Source organism: Microbulbifer sp. SAOS-129_SWC, assembly GCF_039696035.1.
GTDB lineage: Bacteria > Pseudomonadota > Gammaproteobacteria > Pseudomonadales > Cellvibrionaceae > Microbulbifer.
This window is the reverse complement of sequence record NZ_CP155567.1, coordinates 3,874,129-3,893,684: the sequence shown is the minus strand read 5'-3', so window position 1 is coordinate 3,893,684 and position 19,556 is coordinate 3,874,129. Positions and strand designations below refer to the sequence as shown.

Genomic DNA, 19,556 nt, shown 5'->3' with positions numbered 1-19,556 from the left:
TTGGTGCTTTTCAATCCATCTGCAGCTGGGCGAGGAATTCCCCGTGGCGCGGTGCGTGCGCGGCCGCTGCGGCCACGGCGCCGCGCACTCTTTCCAGCAGCTGCGCCAGCTGATCACTGTCCATGTTGTCGACATTCGCCAGATACCGCTGCGGGCGCAAACCGAGGCCGTTGTAGATCGCCAGCCAGCTCGCCTCGCGGAAGGATTCGTTGGCGTAGCTGAGCAGGCGGCCATCGTCGCGGAAGGCCTCGATCTTGGCCTGCAATGTGTCCGGTATCGGCATATCGCGCATGCGCCGCCAGAAGTCAGTGTCGTCGCGGCGATTGAGCTTGTAGTGCAGGATGATGAAGTCGCGGATGCGCTCGTATTCCTGCCGGTTGAGGTGGTTGGCCTGTTCGATCTTTTCCGGGTCCGGCACCAGGTCGGGCAGGAATTGCAGCAGCTTCTCGATACCGGTCTGGATCAGGGAGATACTGGTGCTCTCCAGTGGTTCGATAAAGCCGGAGGCGAGACCCAGCGCGACACAGTTTTTATGCCAGAACTTTTTGCGCATGCCGGCGGTAAAGCGCAGCAGGCGCGGTTCGTTGACCGGCTCGCCGTCGAGTCCGTCGAGCAGCGCTCGCTGCGCGCGGTCGCGGTCCAGATAGTCGCTGGCGTAGACATAGCCGTTGCCACTGCGGTGCTGTAGCGGGATCTGCCAGCGCCAGCCGGCGTCGAGAGCGGTGGCGCGGGTATAGGGCAGCGGTTCGCTGCTGCGTTCACTCTGTACCGCCACGGCACTGTCGACCGGCAGCCAGTGGCGCCAGTCCTCGTAGCCGGTGTGCAGTGTCTGCTCGATCAGCAGTCCGCGGAAACCGGAACAGTCGATATACAGGTCGCCGCGCAGCTGGCGGCCATCCTCCAACAGCAGCTGGTCGATATCGCCGCTGCCGGTGTGCAGTTTTACTTCGCTGACTTTTCCCTCAATGTGCTCGACCCCGCGGGCTTCAGCGTAGTCGCGCAGCAGGCGCGCATAGCGCGAGGCGTCGAAGTGGTAGGCGTAGCTGTACAGCGCCAGTGGATTGCTGGCTTTTTCATCCGGTTGGGCGAAGCGCCCGGCCTTGGCCATGGCCGCGGACAGGCAGTAGTCCTGCAGTGGTGCAGCGCGACCCTGCTGCTGCAGTTTCAGCCAGCAGGGAAAAAATGGCAGCTGGCCGATGGGCGCGCCGAAATCGGCAAACGGGTGAAAGAAACGCTCACCGCGTTGCCGCCAGTCGATAAACTCGATACCCAGTTTGAAGGTGGCGCCGGTAGCGGCGATAAAATCCCGCTCGCGGATACCGAGGTAGCTGTTCAGGTTGATGATACCGGGGACCGTGGCCTCGCCGACACCGACGGTGCCTATCTGCTCGGATTCCACCAGCTGTATCTGTAGCTCGGCGCGACGGTAATGCTGTGCCAGGGTGGCGGCGGCCATCCAGCCGGCGGTACCGCCGCCGACGATGACGATTTTTTTGATTGGTGTCGCTGCCATCATGTAGCTCTTATTGTCACTGGCGTGCCGAACAGAAGTGGCCATAGGCCACCCCTGTCCGTGGGGCACTTACGCGGGCTTTTTCAGCACCAGTTTGTCACCGCTGTACTCGACGGTCTGCGCCGGCTTGGCGTCGAAGTCGGTGGCGCTGTCGCCACGGCTGAGCCAGCGCACGCTGATGCGGCGCGTTTCAGCCATGCCGGGGAAGCTGCCGCTGCGTTCACCAATCGTCAGCTGGCCGCTGGCGTCGTCGTAGCTGAGCGGAATACGCGACCACTGACCCTGTTCATAGCCGTAGCTCTGGCCATCGTCCTCGTAGATTTCGAAGTGGCCGTCGGCGCCGGTGTAAACGTTGATGGTCAGCGGCTCGTTCAGGCTCTCCGCAGTGCTCTGGATCGCCGGGCCTGTGGGCAGAATGCTGCCGGCTTTGACGAACAGTGGCATGCGCGTATAGGGCGCCGGCGCATCGATATGCTGGCCGCCGCTGTACTTCTTGCCGCTGTAGAAGTCGTACCAGTCGGTGCCGGCCGGCAGGTAGACGTCGCGGGAGCGGGCGCCGAACTCGTAGACCGGGTTGACTAGCAGGGACGGGCCGAACATGTACTGGGTGGTGATATCGCGCACATTCGGATCGGCTCCGAAGTCCATCGCCAGACCGCGCATCATGGTGCTGTCTTTCTGCGCGGAATTACCGGCCAGGGTGTAGATGTAGGGCAGCAGGCGGTAGCGCAGCTTGGTGTACCACACCAGGCTGTTGTAGGTGTCGCTGCCCTCGTCGGCGAGGTTGTAGATCTCGCGGTAGGGGTTCTGGCCGTGGGAGCGGAACAACGGTACGAAGGCGCCGAACTGGAACCAGCGCAGGTTCAGTTCGCGCCACTCTTTCTGTTCGCTCTGGGCCATCTGGTCGGTGTTGCCGACAACGGTATCGCCGTTGTAGCGGTAGCGGTCCTCGGGGGTGAAGCCGCCGATATCGAAGGTCCAGTAGGGCATGCCGGACATACCGACACCGATGCCCGCGGCGATCTGCTCTTTCAGGTTCGACCAGCGCGATACCACGTCGCCGCTCCAGATGGCGGCGCTGGTGCGCTGGATACCGCCGAAGCCGGAGCGGGTCAGGATAAAGCTGCGCTTGGTGGGATCGGTCACCCGCTCACCCTTGTACACACCTTCGGCGTGCGGCAGGGCGTAGGCGTTGAACATTTCGGTACCGGTGCCGAGCGCATTCGGGGTGATCAGCTCCTTGCGGTGCTGGAACGAAAGATTCGAGTGAATATCCGGTTCGGAGGCGTCCATCCACCAGGCGTCGAAGCCGAGCACGTTGAGTTTGTCGCGGATCTGGCTCCAGTAGATTTTGGTGCACTCCGGCTTGAACGGATCGTAGAAGGCATTGAGATAACCGGGACCGATCCAGTCGAGGTTTTTCTCCTCGATGTTCTTGTTGAACATGCAGCCGGCGGCATTCAGTTCCTTGTAGTTGTCCGTGGTCGGGTAGAACTTCGGCCATACGGAAATCATGATGTGTGCATCCAGGTCGTGGACCTTGCTGACCATGGCCTTGGCATCGGGGAAATGCTGCTTGTCAAAGTCGTGGCTGCCCCAGGCGTCCTCCGGCCAGTAGGACCAGTCGAGCACGATATTGTCGATGGGGATCTTGCGGTCGCGGTATTCCTGCAGCGCATCCACAAGTTCGTCCTGGGACTTGTAGCGCTCCCGGCTCTGCCAGAACCCGAATGCCCACTTCGGCAGCATTACGGCTTTGCCGGTCAGTTCGCGGTAGCCGGAAATCACGTCGTCCTTGTTGTCACCGGCCACAAAGTAGTAGTCGATTGCCTTGCCGCTCTCCGAGGCGATGGACAGCTTTGTATCAGCATTCGGCTGCGGCGGGTGCTGCAGCAGGTGGAAGTAACCACCCTGTGGCGTCCAGTCCAGATCCAGCTGGTATTTGTGCCCGGCCTCGAGATCGGCCTTGGCGTTGTGGAACCAGGGGTTCCAGTTCATGCGCCAGCGGTCCAGCAGCTGGTCACCGTCCAGGGACAGTTTGGCGTAGCCGCTGGAGTACATCTTGAATTCGTGCTCGCCGCTGTGTTTCGGTGCGATGCTGCCGCTCCACTCGATGCGCAGGTTTTTCGCATCCTGCACCTCTTCCGGGAAGGGGACTTCGCGCACACTGGCGTGGGACAGGAACTGGTAGTCCAGGTCCGCTTCGGTGCGGGTCAGTTTCAGCTGGTCACCGTCGTAGTAGCGCGCAGTGAGACCGCCCTTTTCGCCGTCGGCGTTGTACAGGTCGTATTCCGCTGCCAGCGGTTTGGCCGCTTCCGGATCGCCGAGACGCGTGATGGAGGTGTTGTTCCACAGCAGGCCGTAGTTGCGGCTGGAAACCAGGTAGGGAATGCTGATTTCCAGGTTGTAAGTGGTCAGCTCGACGTTCTCACCGGCGTAGTTGACGCGGCCGTCCTGGTGCTGGCCAAGGCCGTAGAAGGCCTCGTCGGGCTGGCGCGTGAACTGCTGGCGCAGCGCGTAGGAATCCAGGTCCACTTTGCCCGTGTTTGCGGTGACCGGCGCGAGGCTGCGCGAAGTCTCGGCCAACAGGGTTTCGCGGGCGGCGTTCTCGAATTGTACCTTGCCGGTTTCGAGGGATACCAGTGCGGACACATCTGCGGTTTTCACCTGCAGCATGTCGCCCTGTTGCTCGACGGAAAACTCGGTCGCCTGCGGTCGGGCCACGACCATCAGCGGTTTGGGCAGATTGCTGAAATCCTGCTGCGCGGTGGCAGTGACGCGGATGATGTCTTCGTCGATCACCTGCAGGCGCACCTTGTGGAAGTCGCCATCGTTAAGGGTCACCACCGCGCCGTGCGCGGTCTTCTGCCAGCTGGCATGAGTCTGGGCGGCCTGCTCGTTGCTGCCGCCGCAGCCGCTGAGCCAGGGGAAGAGCGCCGCGGCGAGCAGCGTGGGTTTCAGCACGGGGGAGTTGAATAGTGTCTTGTGCATGATTCTGTCCGGTTCTCGATGTCTTGAACGTTATTCGGTCTTGTAGCTGGCCAGCTTGATTTTGAGTACGTGGGGATTGCTGGAGAAATTCAGCCCCCAGTCGGTCTGGTCGCCGTTCCAGACCCGTTCGAAAACCCATTTGCCGTCGTCGAAGTGGCCTTCTTCCACCCGGTCGATCACGAACTGCCTGCCTTCGAGTTTGTGGCTGGGGGAGAAAGTCACACGGGTGCGCAGGCCGGTGACCAGATATTCATTTTTTGCCAGCTCGGCGATCACGGCGCCGCCGGAGGACGGGGTGTTGCCCTTGGGCGGGTGGATCCAGAAGGCCGGGCGGCCATAAGTGACTTCCGCAGTCCAGTCACCCAGGTCAATGCGTTGGGTGTAGTCTTCGGGGTTTTTCTCCCCGGCGTCGCTCTCGCTGCCCTCGGCATTCCACAACTTCTTGTCCGAACCCTCTGTGTCCACCGGTTCGGATACGCCCCACACCGGGTGTTCGAAACTGATGCGCGCCCACTCCCTGGCCATGGGGCCGAACAGGCTGTAGAGCTCGGTGAAGTTGGCAATTTCGTCGTCAGTTTTTTTCGCGCCCAGCGGGTAGTTGGAGTAGTCGGTGTAATCCATGCCGAAGGGAGTGAAGCCGAGACCGCCGTGGCCGAGGGTGTCGAAGAAATAGCGCGCGTAGGGCTGGTCGTTGCCGATCTCGGCGATATACAGCGGGTTGTCGTTGCGGCTGTACAGGTCCATCACGCGCGTGGCGGTCTTGTGGTCGCGGAAATAGATGTCCGGCGCAATCAGGTCGATATCCGGCGCGGCGGACTTCCACACCGGGATCATATTGTCGGTGGGTCCGCCGCTGGAGTACTGGCCGGCCTTGCCCGGATTGAATGGGTTGCGCAGCGCCACGTTGACATACATCGGCAGTGGGTAGACTGCCTTGCCGGCCGCGGCAACTTCGTTGACGTAGCGGGCGATATGCCAGGCGTGGAAGGTTTCGTCGGCGTGTTTACCGAATACTTCAGCCCAGCTGCCGCTGTTGTCGCGGCCCAGATCGGTGCGCAGCTGGTCCGGTACCGGCTGTTGAAATTCTTTTTCCGCCGCGGCGGAGAAGTCACGCGCGGAGCCATAGGTGCCCACCTCGTTTTCCACCTGCACCATGATCACGGTGCGCTGGCGGTCGACTTTTTTCAGGTGCTGCATAAACGCCACAAAGGCCCGCTTGTCTGCGTCGAGCGTGCGCTGGAAGAGTGGCGAGAGGGAATTTAGGGTTTTGCCCTCATTGGTGATCACGCGTGGAAAGCGCTGGTTGTCCAGCTTGACCCACTCCGGCGCATAGTGGGGGGCGTTGTTTTTCCAGGTGGCGAACCACAGCAGCACCAGGCGCTTGTCGCGCGCGCGGGCCTGCTTCAGCAGGGTGTCGACAAAGGAGAAATCGAATTTTCCTTCCGCCGGCTCGACCTGCTCCCAGGCCACTGGAATGACCAGGGTATTGGCCTGCATTTTTTCTACGGCCGGCCATACTTTCGGCAATGCCGCCGGGTAGTTGGAGGAGTTATTGGTCTGGGCGCCGAGAATCAGGTAGGGCGCTCCGTCGACCATCAGCGCGTAGCGGCCGCTTTTCTGCACCAGTTGCGGAATCGGCTTGGCCGAGGCTGCCGGTATTTGGCTGGCGAGCAGCAGAGCGGCGGCGATGGGGACTGTTTTGCGGATTAGTTTTTTCATCGGTGCTGTACTTCCTGAAAAAAGGGGGCTCTGGCGAGCCCCGCAAGCGCACACAGGCGCTACCCCACGGGGAGGCAGCGCGCTTTCTGATGGGCTTAGAAAGTCACCCGGACACTGGCTGCGTAGCGCACATCCTGGGAGTAGGTGTAGGCGTGCAGCATGCCCATCTTGCCCTGGTCGATCAGGCCTTCGGTGTTTTCCTGGGTCAGGTTGGAAGCCTCAAAATTGACCGAGACATTGTCATTGATGTCGTAGCCGAGGGACGCATCCAGCTGGCCGTAGTCGTCGTTGTACACCGGCAGGCGCCAGGTAACGTCGTTGTCGACACCGTTCCAGCCGTTGGGGCCGACCGCTACCAGGTACTTGCTGCGCCAGTTCCAGGCCAGGCGGGCGTAGAAGCCGTTCTTCTCGTACATCCCCACCAGGTTGTAGCTGTCTTTGGACAGGCCCTCGAACGGCATGTCGCCGTAGCTGGAGCCGTCGGTGTTGACCGGGCTCACTTCGTCCGGCACATCGGTGCTGCTGTCGATATAGGTGTAGTTGGCCTGGACACCGAGGCCGTCGAACGGGGCCGGCAGGAAGTCGAAGAACTTGGTGAGGCCGATTTCCGCACCGTTGATCTTGGCGGTGCCGACGTTTTCGGTGCGGCTGGTGACGACGTCGAAGCCTTCGATGCTGTCGGTACCGGTGGCGGTGCGGAAGAAGTCCGATACATCCTTGCGGAACAGTGCCACGTGGGCCATGCCGCCGTTGTCATCGAAGTAGTATTCCGCCGACAGGTCGAACTGGTTGGCCTTCATCGGCTCCAGGTAGGGGTTGCCGTCGGAATTGAGCGAGAAGTACAGCATGCTCGGGTCGAAAGCGGAGGCGTCCGTCGGCGGGGTGACACCGTCTTTCCAGTTGGCGGCGATGCTCATCAGCGCCTTCATGTCGGTAAACGCCGGGCGCCAGATCGCCTGGGACGCGGCGAAGCGCACCACCAGGTTGTCGCTGGCGTGCAGGCGCAGGTTCAGGCTCGGCAGCACACTGTTGTAGCTGTTTTCCGCATCGTAGGGGCTGTCGGGCTGGTAGAACGGCTGCTCGGTGGCGCCCGGAACGGTGAAGGTCGGGAAGCGCAGCTGACCGTGGGCGGTGTTGGCGGTGTGAACGTAGCGCACGCCGACGTTACCGTCGATCGGCAGCGCCAGGTCGTCGATGGCGAAATTGACGCGCACGTAGGCCGCGCGGGTGCTCTCGTCCTGGGTGTTGATATTGTCGGCCAGGTCGAGATTCAGCGCATTGTCCCAATCCAGGCCGCAACAGCCGTTGGGGGTATTGGCGGTGATGCGGTCGGTGGAGGCGCGGAAGTTTCTCAGCAGTGACGGGTCGATCAGGTAGGCCATACCCGGCACATTGACGTCGCCGCGCTGGAAGTCGCCGTAGGAGAATTCGGTCAGATCAGACGGGTTGCTGATGGTGGGAATATCTTTGGCGGTGGGGAACAGCCAGCCGAGCTGCCACGGCTGGTAGCGCGCCGCCCAGCTGGCACTCTCGCGATTGTCGGTAGACTTGTCGCTGAAGCGCGCACCGGCCTGCACCGAGGTCACCAGGCTGTCGATGAAATCGTACTTGGCGTCGACGCGCAGAGCCTTGGACTCCGCTTCGTTATCTGACGGCAGCGACTGCATTTGGCCATAACTGTAATTGCTGTAATCGGTTAGGAAGGCGTCGTCCACGTAAATGGACGGAGTGCCGCTCAGACCCTTGACCGACAGTGAGTCCGGGTAGGTGACCAGGCCCAGAGTGTAGTCTTCGGTGGTCGCGGTGGATTTCACGTACTGCAGGTCGCTCTTGATCGACAGGCGTTCGGTGGCCTGCCACTCGAAACCGGCAGAGAAGTCGGTGGTTACCGAGTTGTTGGACGAGTAACGGGTGCTGGTACCGAAGGGTACGCCGTTGCCCTGGGCGGTGGTGAGGGTGCCGGACTGCATCACGCCGTTGCTGTTATAGGTCCAGTCATCCGCACCCTTGGTGGGCAGGAACAGGCCCAGGCCGCCACCGGTATCGGTGAAGAAACCGGCTTCGTCCCAGCGCTGATCGTGCTCGGAGCGGAACGCGGTGGCGAAGGCTTCGATATCGTCGTTGGGTGCCCACTGCAGGGCCAGGTACTCGCCTTTGCGTTTGCGCTGGTAGTCGTTACGGCGCCAGTCGACACCGCGCGGAACGTAGACGGTCTTGCCGTCTTCGATATCGTCGCGGGCAAAAAAGGCGCGGGTGTAGACGTTGTCGGCGCGGCTGGACAGGTCCGAAGAGGAGACGTCCACCAGCAGGCCGATCTCGCCGATACCGGTCTGCCAGCGGTCGCTGTACAGGCCCGAATACTCGCCGTTGGTCTCGCCGATCATATCGCCGTAGTTGCCTTTCACGGTGAAGCTGACCAGTTGTTCGTCGCTGTCGAACGGCATGCGTGTGCGCAGGTTCACGGTGCCGCCGAGACCGCCCTCGATCATATCGGCAGACGGGCTCTTGTAGGTGTCGACACCGCCCATCAGCTCTGCTGGTACATCGTCAAAGCTGAGGCTGCGGCCGCCGCTGGCGGAGAAGATGTCGCGGCCGTTCAGCTCGGCGCGCACCTGGCTCAGGCCGCGCACTGCGACGCCGGCACCCTCACCGGCAAAGTGCTCCGGGTCGCTCATGTTGTCGTAGCGGGACACGGTCACGCCGGGTACCCGCTGCAGGGCTTCGGAAATACTGCGGTCCGGCAGCTTGCCGATATCGGAGGCAACGATGGAGTCGACGATGGTGGTGGCATCGCGCTTGATCGACTGCGCGGACAGGATACTGGCGCGCTGACCGGTTACTACCACTTCTTCGACGCTCGCGTCGGCATTGCTGTCTTTTTTCTCGTCGTCCTGAGCTGCAGCCAGGGCGCTCACAGCCATCAGTGATATGCCCGAGGCCAAGCGAATAGCGCCGGTGGTTCGCTGAATAAAGTGCGACAGCCTTTTTCTGGCAAAAGCGCTGTTATTGTTCTCGCTCATCTTCTTCTCCCATCACAGGTTGATTAATGTACCTAAAGACACCTTCATTTACCGCTATAAAACCGCTTCCTGCGCGACCGGCTGTTCGCCTGAAGTCAACAGGTAGCTCTCTCCGGCCCGGGCGCTGAAGGCTGTTATTTTCGCGTTATCGCGCAGGCTGAGAATTTTGTTATCGCCAATCCGGCGAAGAGTGAAAACGTTTACATTATTGGGCAGCTCGAGCCGGATTTCGCCGTCGCGTCCCGAGTGCAGGCGCGCGCTTTGCAGCTTGCCGTCACGCCACTGCATATCCACGCTGATATCGCCGCGAGCGCGCAGTCCGTGCACTTCACCGTCGCGCCAGGCGGCCGGCAGGGCGGGCAGCAGCTGCACCACACCGCGCTGGGATTGCAGCAGCATTTCCGCCACCGCCGCAGTCGCACCGAAGTTGCCGTCGATCTGGAACGGCGGGTGGCTGCTCCACAGGTTGGGCAGGGTGCTTTCGCGCAGCTGTGCGGACAGGATGCGGTAGGCGTGGTCGCCGTCGTGCAGCCGCGCCCACAGCGCCACTTTCCAGGCGCGGCTCCAGCCGGTGGCGGCATCGCCGCGAGCGCTGAGTGAGGTGCGCGCGGCGTCGAGCAGTGCCGGCGTGGTCAGGTTGATGCGATCGTCGGGAAAGAGTGCGAACAGGTGCGAAACGTGGCGGTGATGATCCTGCGGATCGTCCAGATCCTGCTTCCACTCTTGCAGTTGACCCCAGTGACCGATACGCAGGCCCGGGTCGAGGTTATCCAGGGTCTCGCCGAGCTGTTCGGCAAAGTTGCCGTCGCCGAGACGCAGGGCCGCATCGCGGGTATCGCGCAGCAGCTGGTAGACAATCTGCTGGGACATGGCGGTGCCGGCAGTAAAGTCGCCGTGTTCCGGTGAGTAGCTGGGGGTGACCACCAGCTTGCCGTCGCGCGGGTCTGTGACCAGTGTGTCCAGCCACAATTGGGCGGCGCCCTTCATTACCGGATAGGCGCGCTCGCGCAGGAAGTTATCGTCGAGAGAGAAGAGGTAGTGCTGGTAGTAGTGGCTCGCCAGCCAGGCTCCGGCCTCCGGCTGCCAGAAGGCGGTGGGCCAGTCGATGACACCGCTGAAGCCCCACACGTTGGTGTTGAGGAACATGGTCCAGCCGCGCGCGCCGAGCAGCTTTTGTGCCGCGGCCCGGCCGGGCTGTTGCAGGCTGTCGACGAAATCGAACAGCGGTGCAGTGGTTTCGGCCAGGTTGGTGACCTCCGCCGGCCAGTAGTTCATCTGCAGATTGATGTTCGCGTGGTAATCGGCGTTCCACGGCGGTGTGGCGGAATGGTTCCAAACCCCCTGCAGGTTGGCGGGCAGGGAACCGGCGCGGGAGCTGCTGATCAACAGGTAGCGGCCGTACTGGAAATACAGGGCTTCGAGGGCGCGGTCGGAGCGGCTGTTGCCGCTGGGGTAGTGTTGCAGCCACTGGTCGATGGGGGGCGCGGCGCGGACCCGGCCGTTGCCTGAGGTCGACTGGGCCGGTTTGGATAGGGCCAGGGATACGCGATCGAACAGGGCGCGGTAGTCGGCGCGGTGATCGGCCAGCAGGGCCGGCCAGCGCTTGTGGCTGGCCTGGTCCGCGCGAGCCTGCACGGCGCGGTGTGGGTTCACGCCGCGATATTTCGGATAGTGCGCGGCGTAGTCGGTACCGGCCGCGAGCAGTAGGGTGGCGCTATCGGCGCCGCTGACCCGGATACCGTCGTCGCTGCGCTGCACGCTGCCGCCCTCGGCAATCACCTGCAGCTGGGTTTCGTAAGAGAGTCCGTTATCGTTCAGTTTGCCGCTGACCGTGACGCGACTGCCGGCAACTGAGATGTCGGCACTGCGGTTGGCCGGAATGTCCAGGCCGGCGGTGAAGTTGATGCTGTGGGTGCGGTCGGCACTCAGGTGTACGGCGATCACACCGTCCGGATAGCTGGCCAGGTATTCGCGCGTATAGTGGATACCGTTGGCGTCGTAACTGACCCGGGCGACGGCGTCATCCAGATCCAGCTGGCGGCGGTAGTTGGTGGCTTTTTCCTGTGTCGGAAACTGCAGTTGCAGCGCGCCGAAACTCTGGTAATTGCCATAGGCGTGCACCTTGCGGCCCAGTTCGGCGGCGGCGCGCTCGGGGGCCACGTGCCCGTTCCGGGTGATCTCGTCGCGCAGTTGGCTCAGCGCTTCGCGTTGCGGTCCGGCCGGCACGCCGAAATCATAGCCGCCGCCGGCGGCGCCGGGGCCGCCGGTCCACAGGGTCTTTTCGTTGAACTGCAGGATATCGGTAGCGATGCCACCCTGTACGGCCGCACCCAGAGCGCCGTTGCCGATCGGCAGGCTCTCGCGCTCCCAATCCCCGGCCGGGTGATCGAACCACAACTGCAGCGGCGCCGCGGCCGAGGCACTGGCGGCGCATAGCAGGGGCGCCAGGCAGGCCAGTCGGCACAACCGGGTGCGTGTGTTGAGGACGGTATGGCTCATCGCTACGTGTCGTTATTTATCGATTATTCTCTCGGGCGGGATGCGTCTCTATATCGGCCTGCCGCCCGGTGGCGGGATGCCCGCCAACTTATTTGCGACTCAAGTTACCACCCAATGTAAACGTTTACAATATTTATAACAATTATATGCTAATTGTGTCTGGAAGCAGTGGCGTCGCCCCTCACCCTCCCCTTCGGGGGGTAAATGCCTGCGGTCACGACGATTTATCATATTAATCAAACAGCCAGGTTCTGAATCGTGGATATACAGCACAGCGGACGCAATCTTACCCAGCAACTGGTACACAACCTCGGTGCCGCCATCGCTGGTGGCCGCTACAAGAGTGGCGAGGGCTTGCCGTCGGAGTCTGGCCTGTGTGACGAGTACGGCATCAGCCGCAGTGCCACCCGCGAGGGGATCAAAATGCTCACCGCCAAGGGGCTGATTACCTCGCGCCCGCGCCAGGGGATCCGCGTGCAACCGCGCTCCCAGTGGAACCTGTTCGATTCGGATGTGCTGGGCTGGATACTGCATTCCGGCCCCACGCTGGAAATGCTGCGGGAATTTCTGCAGTTGCGTATGGCCATTGAGAAAGAAGCGGCCGCACTGGCGGCGGCGGACCGCGACAGGGAAAGTGTCGAGGCGATCGACGCGGCGTTAAAGCGAATGAAGGATGCGGAGGGGGGATTCAGCGATCCGGTGGAGGCGGACATTGCCTTCCATATCAGCATACTCAATGCCACTAACAATGCCTTCTATATACAGCTGGGCAGTTTTATCGAGACAGCGTTGCGGGTGAGTATCCGTTTTACCAACAGTATCAAGGGGGTGAAGATGGCCAGTTACCAGAATCACAAGACACTCTTCGATGCCATCGCCCGCGGCGATATTGCCGCAGCGCGGGAAGCCTCTACCGCGATGCAGAACGAGGCCCTCGCGCTGATCGAAAGCGAGTTGACCGAGCGCGCGCAGAAAGGTACCGGGGCGCGCGCCGGTGCCCTCGGGATTGAATAACTGATATTCCATTTCGATACTCGCGCAGTTTCTGCACCCGCCGCTCACCATCGGCGATGTGCAGGTCCGGCGCGGCGGTCGCCTGTCGATCAACCGCTTCCTCGAGCCGGCCCGGAGCTTTCGCCGCACGGGCGGCAGATGTTGCTTTACCGCAACCTTTGGGGAGATCATAAGCCGCATCGACAGCCGTTCAGATCAATGTGACCGTGAAACCGAGACAGAGTCGCCGCCAGCGCAATGCCCCCACCATCAGCGACGTCGCCCGCGCCGCCGGTGTTTCGCCGATGACGGTATCGCGGGTGATTAACGCTGAGAACAACGTGCGCGCGAAGACGCGCGAATCCGTTCAGGCGGCGATCGAAACCCTCGGTTACACGCCCAATCGCGCTGCACGCAGTCTCGCCAGTGCCGACCAGATCATCATCGGTCTGCTCTACAGCAACCCCAGTGCCGCTTACCTGAGCGAGCTGTTGGTCGGGGGCCTGGAGCAGGCCAGCCGCCACAATGCGCAGCTGGTGGTGGAGAAGTGCGATAGTGAGCGGGATGCCGAATCCCTGGCGGCGCGCCTGATGGCCGGCGGTGTCGAAGGATTGCTGATGACGCCGCCGCTGTCGGACCTGCCGCAGATCCGGGAACTGTTGCGCAGCAGCGACACACCGGCAGTGGCGATTGCCTCCGAGTGCGCCCGCGACCAGACTTCGGCGATCAGTATCGACGACTACAGTGCGGCCCACGCCATGACCCGGTATATCGCCGAACTCGGTCACCGTCGTATCGGCTTTATCACCGGCGACGACAAACAGGTGGCCAGTGGCCGGCGCCTGGCGGGCTACCGCGATGCCCTGCGCGAAGCCGGCCTGCCGGACGACGATGCGCTGATTGCCAAGGGGCTGTTCACCTACCGCTCCGGGCTGGGGGCCGCGGACCAGTTGCTGGCGCTCGACGACCGGCCCACCGCCATCTTCGCCAGCAACGACGATATGGCCGCGGCGACCGTGGCCATCGCCCACCGCCGCGGCCTGGACGTGCCCGCCGACCTGACCGTTTGCGGTTTCGACGACACCGCCCTGGCCACAACCATCTGGCCGGAACTGACCACCATCCACCAGCCGATCCTCGCGATGGCGCGGGCTGCGGTGGACCTGCTGGTGGAGAAGATCCGCGCGCAGCGCGACGGCGAGGCGCAGGAGTGCCGCCATCAGCTGCTGGATTTTACCCTGGTGGAGCGCCAGTCCGACGCACCGCCGCCCCACAGCGCAACTTGAACCGGGCAAATCGCCGCGATTTGAGATTTTCCCGCCATTGGGCGAGCATAACCGGTTTGATACTCCACGGATCAACCGGATCGCCCTATGTCTGTCCTTGCCGCTATCGACTCCGCTCTCGCCGCCTTTGCCAGTTTTGTCTGGGGAACACCGCTGCTGGTGTTGCTGGTGGGAGGTGGGCTGTTTCTGCTGATTTATTCGCGCGGGCGGCCCTATCGCCACCTGGGCCACAGCATCGCCCTGTTGCGTGGCAAATACGACAACCTGGACGATCCCGGCCAGGTGCCGCACCGCCAGGCGCTGTCCACGGCGCTGTCGGGTACCCTGGGGCTCGGCAATATATCCGGCGTGGCGATTGCGATCACCACCGGCGGCCCCGGTGCCATCTTCTGGATGTGGGTGACGGCGCTGGTGGGGGTGGCCACCAAGTTCCACACCGCATCGCTTGCGGTCATGTACCGCGGCCGCGATGCCGCCGGCGAGCTGCAGGGCGGCCCCATGTATGTGATTCGCGAGGGGCTGGGGCGCAAATGGATGCCGCTGGCACTACTGTTTGCGGTGGCCGGCCTGTGCGGCGCGCTGCCGGTGTTCCAGTCCAACCAGACCGTGCAGCTGCTGCGCGAGTCTTTCGCGGTGCCGCTGGGCTGGGTGAGTGAAGACAGCGCGCTGTCGTTCAACTTTGTCGTCGGTGCGGTACTGGCGGTGTGCGCGGCGGCGGTCATCGTCGGGCGCATCGAGCGCATCGGCAAGTTTGCGGTGCGCATCGTGCCGGGCATGGTGCTGTTCTATCTGGCGCTGACGCTGGTGGTGATCGGCTATTTCTGGGACCAAGTGCCGGTGGCCTTCGGGCAGATCTTCAGCGATGCGTTTAGCGGCAAGGCCGTGGTCGGCGGCACGCTGGGTACCGTGATCACCACCGGTATCAGCCGCGGTGCTTTCTCCAATGAAGCGGGTATCGGCACGGAGTCCCTGGCCCATGGCGCGGCCAAGACGCAGGAGCCGATCCGCGAGGGAGTGGTGGCGATGACCGGGCCGATTATCGATACACTGCTGATCTGCACCTGCACGGCGCTGGTCATCCTGCTCACCGGTGCGTGGCAGCACGGCCAGGGCATCGAAGGGGTGTCCCTGACCGCCGATGCTTTCTCCGAAGTATTCGGCGCAGTCGGCCCGCTGCTGTTGTTGCTGATGGTGGTACCGCTGGCGTTCAGCACCATCGTCACCATGTGGTATTACGGCGTGAAGTGTTTTGTGTTCCTGTTCGGCACCCGCTACCGCAGCCTGTATACCGCGGTCTATATCCTCCTGATTGTGGTGGGCGCCGTGGCCTCGTTGAATGCGGTCAACAATATTATTATCGGCATGTACGCGGTGATGGCGATACCGACGATGATATCCACACTGTTGCTGGCCGGGCGCGTCAATCGAGCCGCGCACGATTACTTTACCGGGCTGGAGCGGCAACAGAGTGCCACTGCAGTGCAGAAGTCGGCGGGCTGATTTTCCGCCAACAAAAAAGCCGGGGCAGTGCCCCGGCTTTTTTGTTGGCGCCGTGATCACGGCACGACCGATACCTTGGTGCCGACCCTTGCGTTGGCGAAGAATATTTTCGCCATATGCCAGGGCAGGCGGATACAGCCGTGCGAGGCCGGGTAGCCGGGCACGCGACCCGCGTGCATGGTCACCGCGCCGTTGACCCGCATCATAAAGTCCATCGACGCACCGCGAAAAACAGCACCGGGCGGTCTGCGATCGCGACGCACATCCACATTGCTTCTCAGCACGTAACCGCGACGATCCACATAGTGGCCGTACAGCGTGGACTCGTGGTTGATCTCCTTCTCGGAGATACGGAAGTTACCGGTGGGGGTGCGATGGCCGGCCATACCCGTGGACACCGGTGAAACCCCGGCCAGGCGGCCACCCTTGTAAAAATACGCCCTCTGTTCACTCAGGTCGATTTTGATATACGAGGCGCCGCCGACGACGTCGCGGCGCCACCAGGCCGAACCATCGTACATGGAGCGGTCGCGGGCGTAAGGCGGCACTGCGTTGGAGTTGAGGTTGTAGTAGGAGTTGTTGGAGCGGTTGGTGTATGGATTGTTATAGGGGTTGGGATAGTCCCGCGCATCGGCCACCGGTGCCAGCATTGTGGTGCCGGCAAGCAGCAGCGCGCCTGCGGCGAGACACTTTTTCAGCAGCGAAGGTTTCCTCTGTATTGAAGCTTGGTTTTGCATTGCACACCTCTCTTCTAGGCAGACACCGCCGTTACATGAACGACAGCTTGCGAGCAGTGACCCATGCGCGCGCTTCCGCGGGGCAAAAGGCTCCCTCACGTCTTGGCGACGCGACGACAGGCAGTGATTTTCCCCAAAGCAGCATGTCGGTGTGTCCCGGCATTCGCCGCAGAATGGGCTCGCAGCGGTTGCAACCGCAACAAGTGCCCACGATGGTAGGGTGCGCAAAAAAGTGCTCTTACATCGTTTGGGTATGACTGAAAATCCCGATAGAGCGAAATGCGCAAGCGCGTGTCCGGATTCTTCGACTTTTTTGTCCCGCGCCAAGACTCGCGTCTCCTGCGCGGCGCCACATCACGCAAGTCGATTGCGGCCTGCCAGCGCGGCCAGTCCTGCGCATTCTGGTGCCGGGGCCGGTCTGCGTCCGCTGTTTTGTGCTATACGATTGCCGGCGGTAATATCCATGGAAATCCGGTGCCCCCGGGGCGGCGGTTATCTATGTTATTTGTACCAATTGGACTTGGGCGGTGGCGCGTAGGTGATTGAGAACGGTCTGATACGCATAAATTTGGGGAAGTCCATAAAGTTAATTTTCGTGTACTGACAACCCATCGGGAGAAGGACGATGCCGAAATCTTTTTCACAGATTGCAGCAGACCACGGGGGAGAGACGGTCTTTTTATCCGCGCAAGATGATATCTCTAACTTTCTAAGCGGCCCCTTAATTACTAACTACGAAGGCGTATGTCTGGCATTAGTGATGATGTGGCTTGCGCAAGATACTTCAAAGAAGAGCCCGCTAAGTGGTACCCCTAACAAAGTGGCAGCGCTCAAGATGCAGAGCGAGATGGAAGCTGGTTGGCGAGGGTTCAATACTGTTTACGATAAGGGTCTGCATGTTGTCAAAAAAAATTTCTGGTGGAAGTCCGATATCAGGGAAAGTATTTCTGCCAGCGATCCGGCCAGATATCTGCTCAATGACCCGCAGATTAATCGCGATGGTTTACACATCTTTGTGTTATATCCCGATGCTGGTACAGGGCATGCGATCGGTGTATGGAGATTCCCTAGCGGAACATTAGTTCTGTACGATCCAAACAATGGAGCTTGTGCGGTGAGGGGCGGAAATTTCAGCGGATTTTTACGGGATTTTATCGCTCAGATTTATCCAAATATGACGGGTTACGCGGTGTGCAGTTGGTGTTCCAATCCCCCATCTTGAGGAGGCTTGTTTTTTTGTTTGTGAAAGTCGGGCATGGTTTCCTTGGAGAAATGCCCATCTGGCATTGCCGCTACCCATTTTCGGCAGGCAGAAAAAAGCCGGCGCGAGGCCGGCAACAAGCTTAAGCTCAGGAGGAGAGAGCAAACAAAAACAGGCGCTACAGACGCGCTGTGAGAGCGAAGCGCCCCGGCTGACGAATGGCGGTTCAGGGCCGGGGCACTTCTAAACGGTTACAAACTTTCTCTGTTCAATTCTTGCCATTAAACCAGGCGCAGTACCCGCGCAGCGGCCACCGGCAGTTGCAGTTCGCCACTCTCGACGGTGCCGGCAAACCCGGCCGGGGTGATGTCTTCGGCGGCGGTAAATTCCGCCGGCAGCGCGAAGGTTGCGGCGTTGTGGCCCAGGTTCAGTACCACCAGCAGCTGTTCGTTGCCACTGCGGCGGTAGTAGGCCAGCAGGTCGTCGCCGGTCGGCAGGATTTCCTGTGCGGCAGTGGCGATTTCCACCGGCAGCCCCTTGTGCCAGTCGATCAGCGCGCGGAACTGGTTCAGCATCGAATGGCTGTCTTTTTCCTGCACGCTCACCGCTTTGTGATAGTGGTCTTCCGCCACCGGCAGCCACGGCTTGACCTTGGAGAAGCCGGCGTTGATCTCGCCGCCGTTGCTCCACGGCATCGGCGTGCGGCAGCCGTCGCGGCCCTTGAATTCCGGCCATAGATTGATGCCGTAGGGGTCCACCAGGTCTTCGAAGGCGATCTCCGCTTCCTGCAGGCCCAGTTCCTCGCCCTGGTACAGGCATACGTTGCCGCGCAGGGTCAGTTGCATCAGCAGGAACAGGTGGGCACGGGCCACGGCTTGCTCGGTGTCGAAACCCTTGTTCCAGCGGGTAAAGGAGCGCGGCACGTCGTGATTGCTGATCGACCAGCAGGGCCAGCCTTTTTCGATCACTGCGCGGTTCTTGTCCAAGGTGTCGCGCAGGAAAGCGGCACTGCACTTGTCGTCCAGCAGGTCGAACGAGTAGGCCATGTTCAGCCGGTTTTCGGTGGTGTACTCGGCCATGATCTTGTGGGTGTTGTCGTCGCCGACCTCGCCCATGGTCACGGTGCCCGGGTAGCCGTCCATCAGCTGGCGCACGCGCTGCAGGAACACCAGGTTTTCCGGTTGCGACTTGTCGTGGATATGCCACTGGTACTGGTAAGTATTGACCGGCGGCAGGCCGTTCTCGTCCAGTTCCACCGGGCGCGGCGGATTGTCCTGCAGCGAGCGGTTGTGGAAGGCGTGGTTGATGGCGTCGAGGCGGAAGCCGTCGACGCCGCGGTCGAGCCAGAATTTCAGGTCGGCCAGCAGCTGCTCCTGCACCTGCGGGTTGTGCAGGTTCAGGTCCGGCTGTTCCTTGAGGAAATTGGTCAGGTAGTACTGGCGGCGGCGGGTACACCAGCGCCAGGCGCTGCCGCCGAAATTGGACATCCAGTTGTTGGGGACCGAGCCGTCTTCCTTGGCGTCGGCCCATACGTACCAGTCGGCTTTGGCGTTGTCGCGGCTCGCGCGGCTCTCCGCGAACCAGGCGTGCTGGTCGGAGGTGTGGCTGAGGATCTGGTCGATGATGACCTTGAGGCCGCGCGCATGGGCGGCTTCGATCAGCGCGTCGAAGTCGGCAAGATTACCGAAGATCGGGTCAACATCCCGGTAGTCGGCTACGTCGTAACCGAAATCCACCATCGGCGACTTGAAGAACGGCGAAATCCAGATGGCGTCCACACCCAGGGACTGTACATAGTCGAGCTTGCTGGTGATGCCCGGCAGGTCGCCGATGCCGTCGCCATTGGCGTCGCAGAAGCTGCGGGGGTAGATCTGGTAAATGACGCTGTTACGCCACCAATCCACGTTGTTATCGGTGATGGTGTTACCGCTCATATGGTTACAGTCCATTGGATTGCGCTTATTAGGATAGGGTGCAGTATGGCGGTGGCGGGCGGCCGCTGCCTCCTCCCCGCTGAGGGGGGAGGGGGTGGGAAAGACAGGTTAGCGGGGTGAGGGGGAGAGTGTGCCGAGGCGCGGCGGGCGCTTCACCGGAGCG

11 protein-coding genes are annotated in these 19,556 nt (G+C 61.8%); 4 read left to right on the top strand and 7 right to left on the bottom strand.

Annotated features, from left to right (window positions below):
- Positions 1-10: 10 nt before the first annotated feature.
- The 5 genes from ABDK11_RS16670 to ABDK11_RS16650 all read right to left on the bottom strand — a co-directional run bounded on the left by ABDK11_RS16670 (position 11) and on the right by ABDK11_RS16650 (position 11,742).
- Complete coding sequence (locus ABDK11_RS16670; RefSeq protein WP_346837649.1) at positions 11-1,558, bottom strand: tryptophan halogenase family protein; 1,548 nt, start codon at positions 1,556-1,558, stop codon at positions 11-13.
- 24 nt (positions 1,559-1,582) lie between these two features.
- Positions 1,583-4,504: a TIM-barrel domain-containing protein gene (locus ABDK11_RS16665; RefSeq protein WP_346837648.1), complete on the bottom strand. Its 2,922-nt coding sequence runs from the start codon at positions 4,502-4,504 to the stop codon at positions 1,583-1,585.
- 30 nt (positions 4,505-4,534) lie between these two features.
- On the bottom strand, positions 4,535-6,223 hold the full coding sequence (locus tag ABDK11_RS16660; RefSeq protein ID WP_346837647.1) for a DUF5597 domain-containing protein: 1,689 nt from the start codon (positions 6,221-6,223) through the stop codon (positions 4,535-4,537).
- Positions 6,224-6,318: 95 nt separating this feature from the next.
- A complete protein-coding gene (locus ABDK11_RS16655) occupies positions 6,319-9,243 on the bottom strand; it encodes a TonB-dependent receptor (RefSeq protein ID WP_346837646.1) in 2,925 nt (974 codons plus the stop codon).
- 54 nt (positions 9,244-9,297) lie between these two features.
- Positions 9,298-11,742, bottom strand: coding sequence for a glycoside hydrolase family 95 protein (locus tag ABDK11_RS16650; protein ID WP_346837645.1), 2,445 nt, complete (start codon positions 11,740-11,742; stop codon positions 9,298-9,300).
- 258 nt (positions 11,743-12,000) lie between these two features.
- Between ABDK11_RS16650 and ABDK11_RS16645 the strand changes: the two genes are divergently transcribed.
- The 3 genes from ABDK11_RS16645 to ABDK11_RS16635 all read left to right on the top strand — a co-directional run bounded on the left by ABDK11_RS16645 (position 12,001) and on the right by ABDK11_RS16635 (position 15,521).
- The gene (locus ABDK11_RS16645; protein ID WP_346837644.1) at positions 12,001-12,756 is read left to right on the top strand and encodes a FadR/GntR family transcriptional regulator; all 756 of its coding nucleotides are present in this window, start codon (positions 12,001-12,003) and stop codon (positions 12,754-12,756) included.
- Between the two features lie 206 nt (positions 12,757-12,962).
- Positions 12,963-14,021 (top strand): LacI family DNA-binding transcriptional regulator, encoded by a 1,059-nt coding sequence (locus ABDK11_RS16640; protein ID WP_346837643.1) that lies wholly within the window; start codon positions 12,963-12,965, stop codon positions 14,019-14,021.
- Positions 14,022-14,108: 87 nt separating this feature from the next.
- Positions 14,109-15,521 (top strand): alanine/glycine:cation symporter family protein, encoded by a 1,413-nt coding sequence (locus ABDK11_RS16635; protein ID WP_346837642.1) that lies wholly within the window; start codon positions 14,109-14,111, stop codon positions 15,519-15,521.
- Positions 15,522-15,577: 56 nt separating this feature from the next.
- On the opposite strand, the gene ABDK11_RS16630 is transcribed toward ABDK11_RS16635, so the two are convergent.
- The gene (locus tag ABDK11_RS16630) at positions 15,578-16,258 is read right to left on the bottom strand and encodes a L,D-transpeptidase family protein (RefSeq protein WP_346837641.1); all 681 of its coding nucleotides are present in this window, start codon (positions 16,256-16,258) and stop codon (positions 15,578-15,580) included.
- 625 nt (positions 16,259-16,883) lie between these two features.
- Between ABDK11_RS16630 and ABDK11_RS16625 the strand changes: the two genes are divergently transcribed.
- Entirely contained in the window at positions 16,884-17,480 is a 597-nt protein-coding gene (locus tag ABDK11_RS16625; RefSeq protein WP_346837640.1) for a hypothetical protein, read from the top strand.
- A gap of 260 nt (positions 17,481-17,740) precedes the next feature.
- Here the strand turns inward: ABDK11_RS16625 and ABDK11_RS16620 are convergent, their stop codons facing one another.
- On the bottom strand, positions 17,741-19,393 hold the full coding sequence (locus ABDK11_RS16620; RefSeq protein ID WP_346837639.1) for an alpha-glucosidase: 1,653 nt from the start codon (positions 19,391-19,393) through the stop codon (positions 17,741-17,743).
- Positions 19,394-19,556: the final 163 nt, after the last annotated feature.

Excerpts from the sequence above, each read along its gene's own strand:
- ABDK11_RS16655 (WP_346837646.1), bottom strand. The coding sequence starts at position 9,243 with ATGAGCGAGAACAATAACAGCGCTTTTGCCAGAAAAAGGCTGTCGCAC.
- ABDK11_RS16670 (WP_346837649.1), bottom strand. The coding sequence starts at position 1,558 with ATGGCCACTTCTGTTCGGCACGCCAGTGACAATAAGAGCTACATGATG.
- ABDK11_RS16660 (WP_346837647.1), bottom strand. The coding sequence starts at position 6,223 with ATGAAAAAACTAATCCGCAAAACAGTCCCCATCGCCGCCGCTCTGCTG.
- ABDK11_RS16620 (WP_346837639.1), bottom strand. The coding sequence starts at position 19,393 with ATGAGCGGTAACACCATCACCGATAACAACGTGGATTGGTGGCGTAAC.
- ABDK11_RS16665 (WP_346837648.1), bottom strand. The coding sequence starts at position 4,504 with ATGCACAAGACACTATTCAACTCCCCCGTGCTGAAACCCACGCTGCTC.
- ABDK11_RS16635 (WP_346837642.1), top strand. The coding sequence starts at position 14,109 with ATGTCTGTCCTTGCCGCTATCGACTCCGCTCTCGCCGCCTTTGCCAGT.
- ABDK11_RS16625 (WP_346837640.1), top strand. The coding sequence starts at position 16,884 with ATGCCGAAATCTTTTTCACAGATTGCAGCAGACCACGGGGGAGAGACG.
- ABDK11_RS16650 (WP_346837645.1), bottom strand. The coding sequence starts at position 11,742 with ATGAGCCATACCGTCCTCAACACACGCACCCGGTTGTGCCGACTGGCC.
- ABDK11_RS16630 (WP_346837641.1), bottom strand. The coding sequence starts at position 16,258 with ATGCAAAACCAAGCTTCAATACAGAGGAAACCTTCGCTGCTGAAAAAG.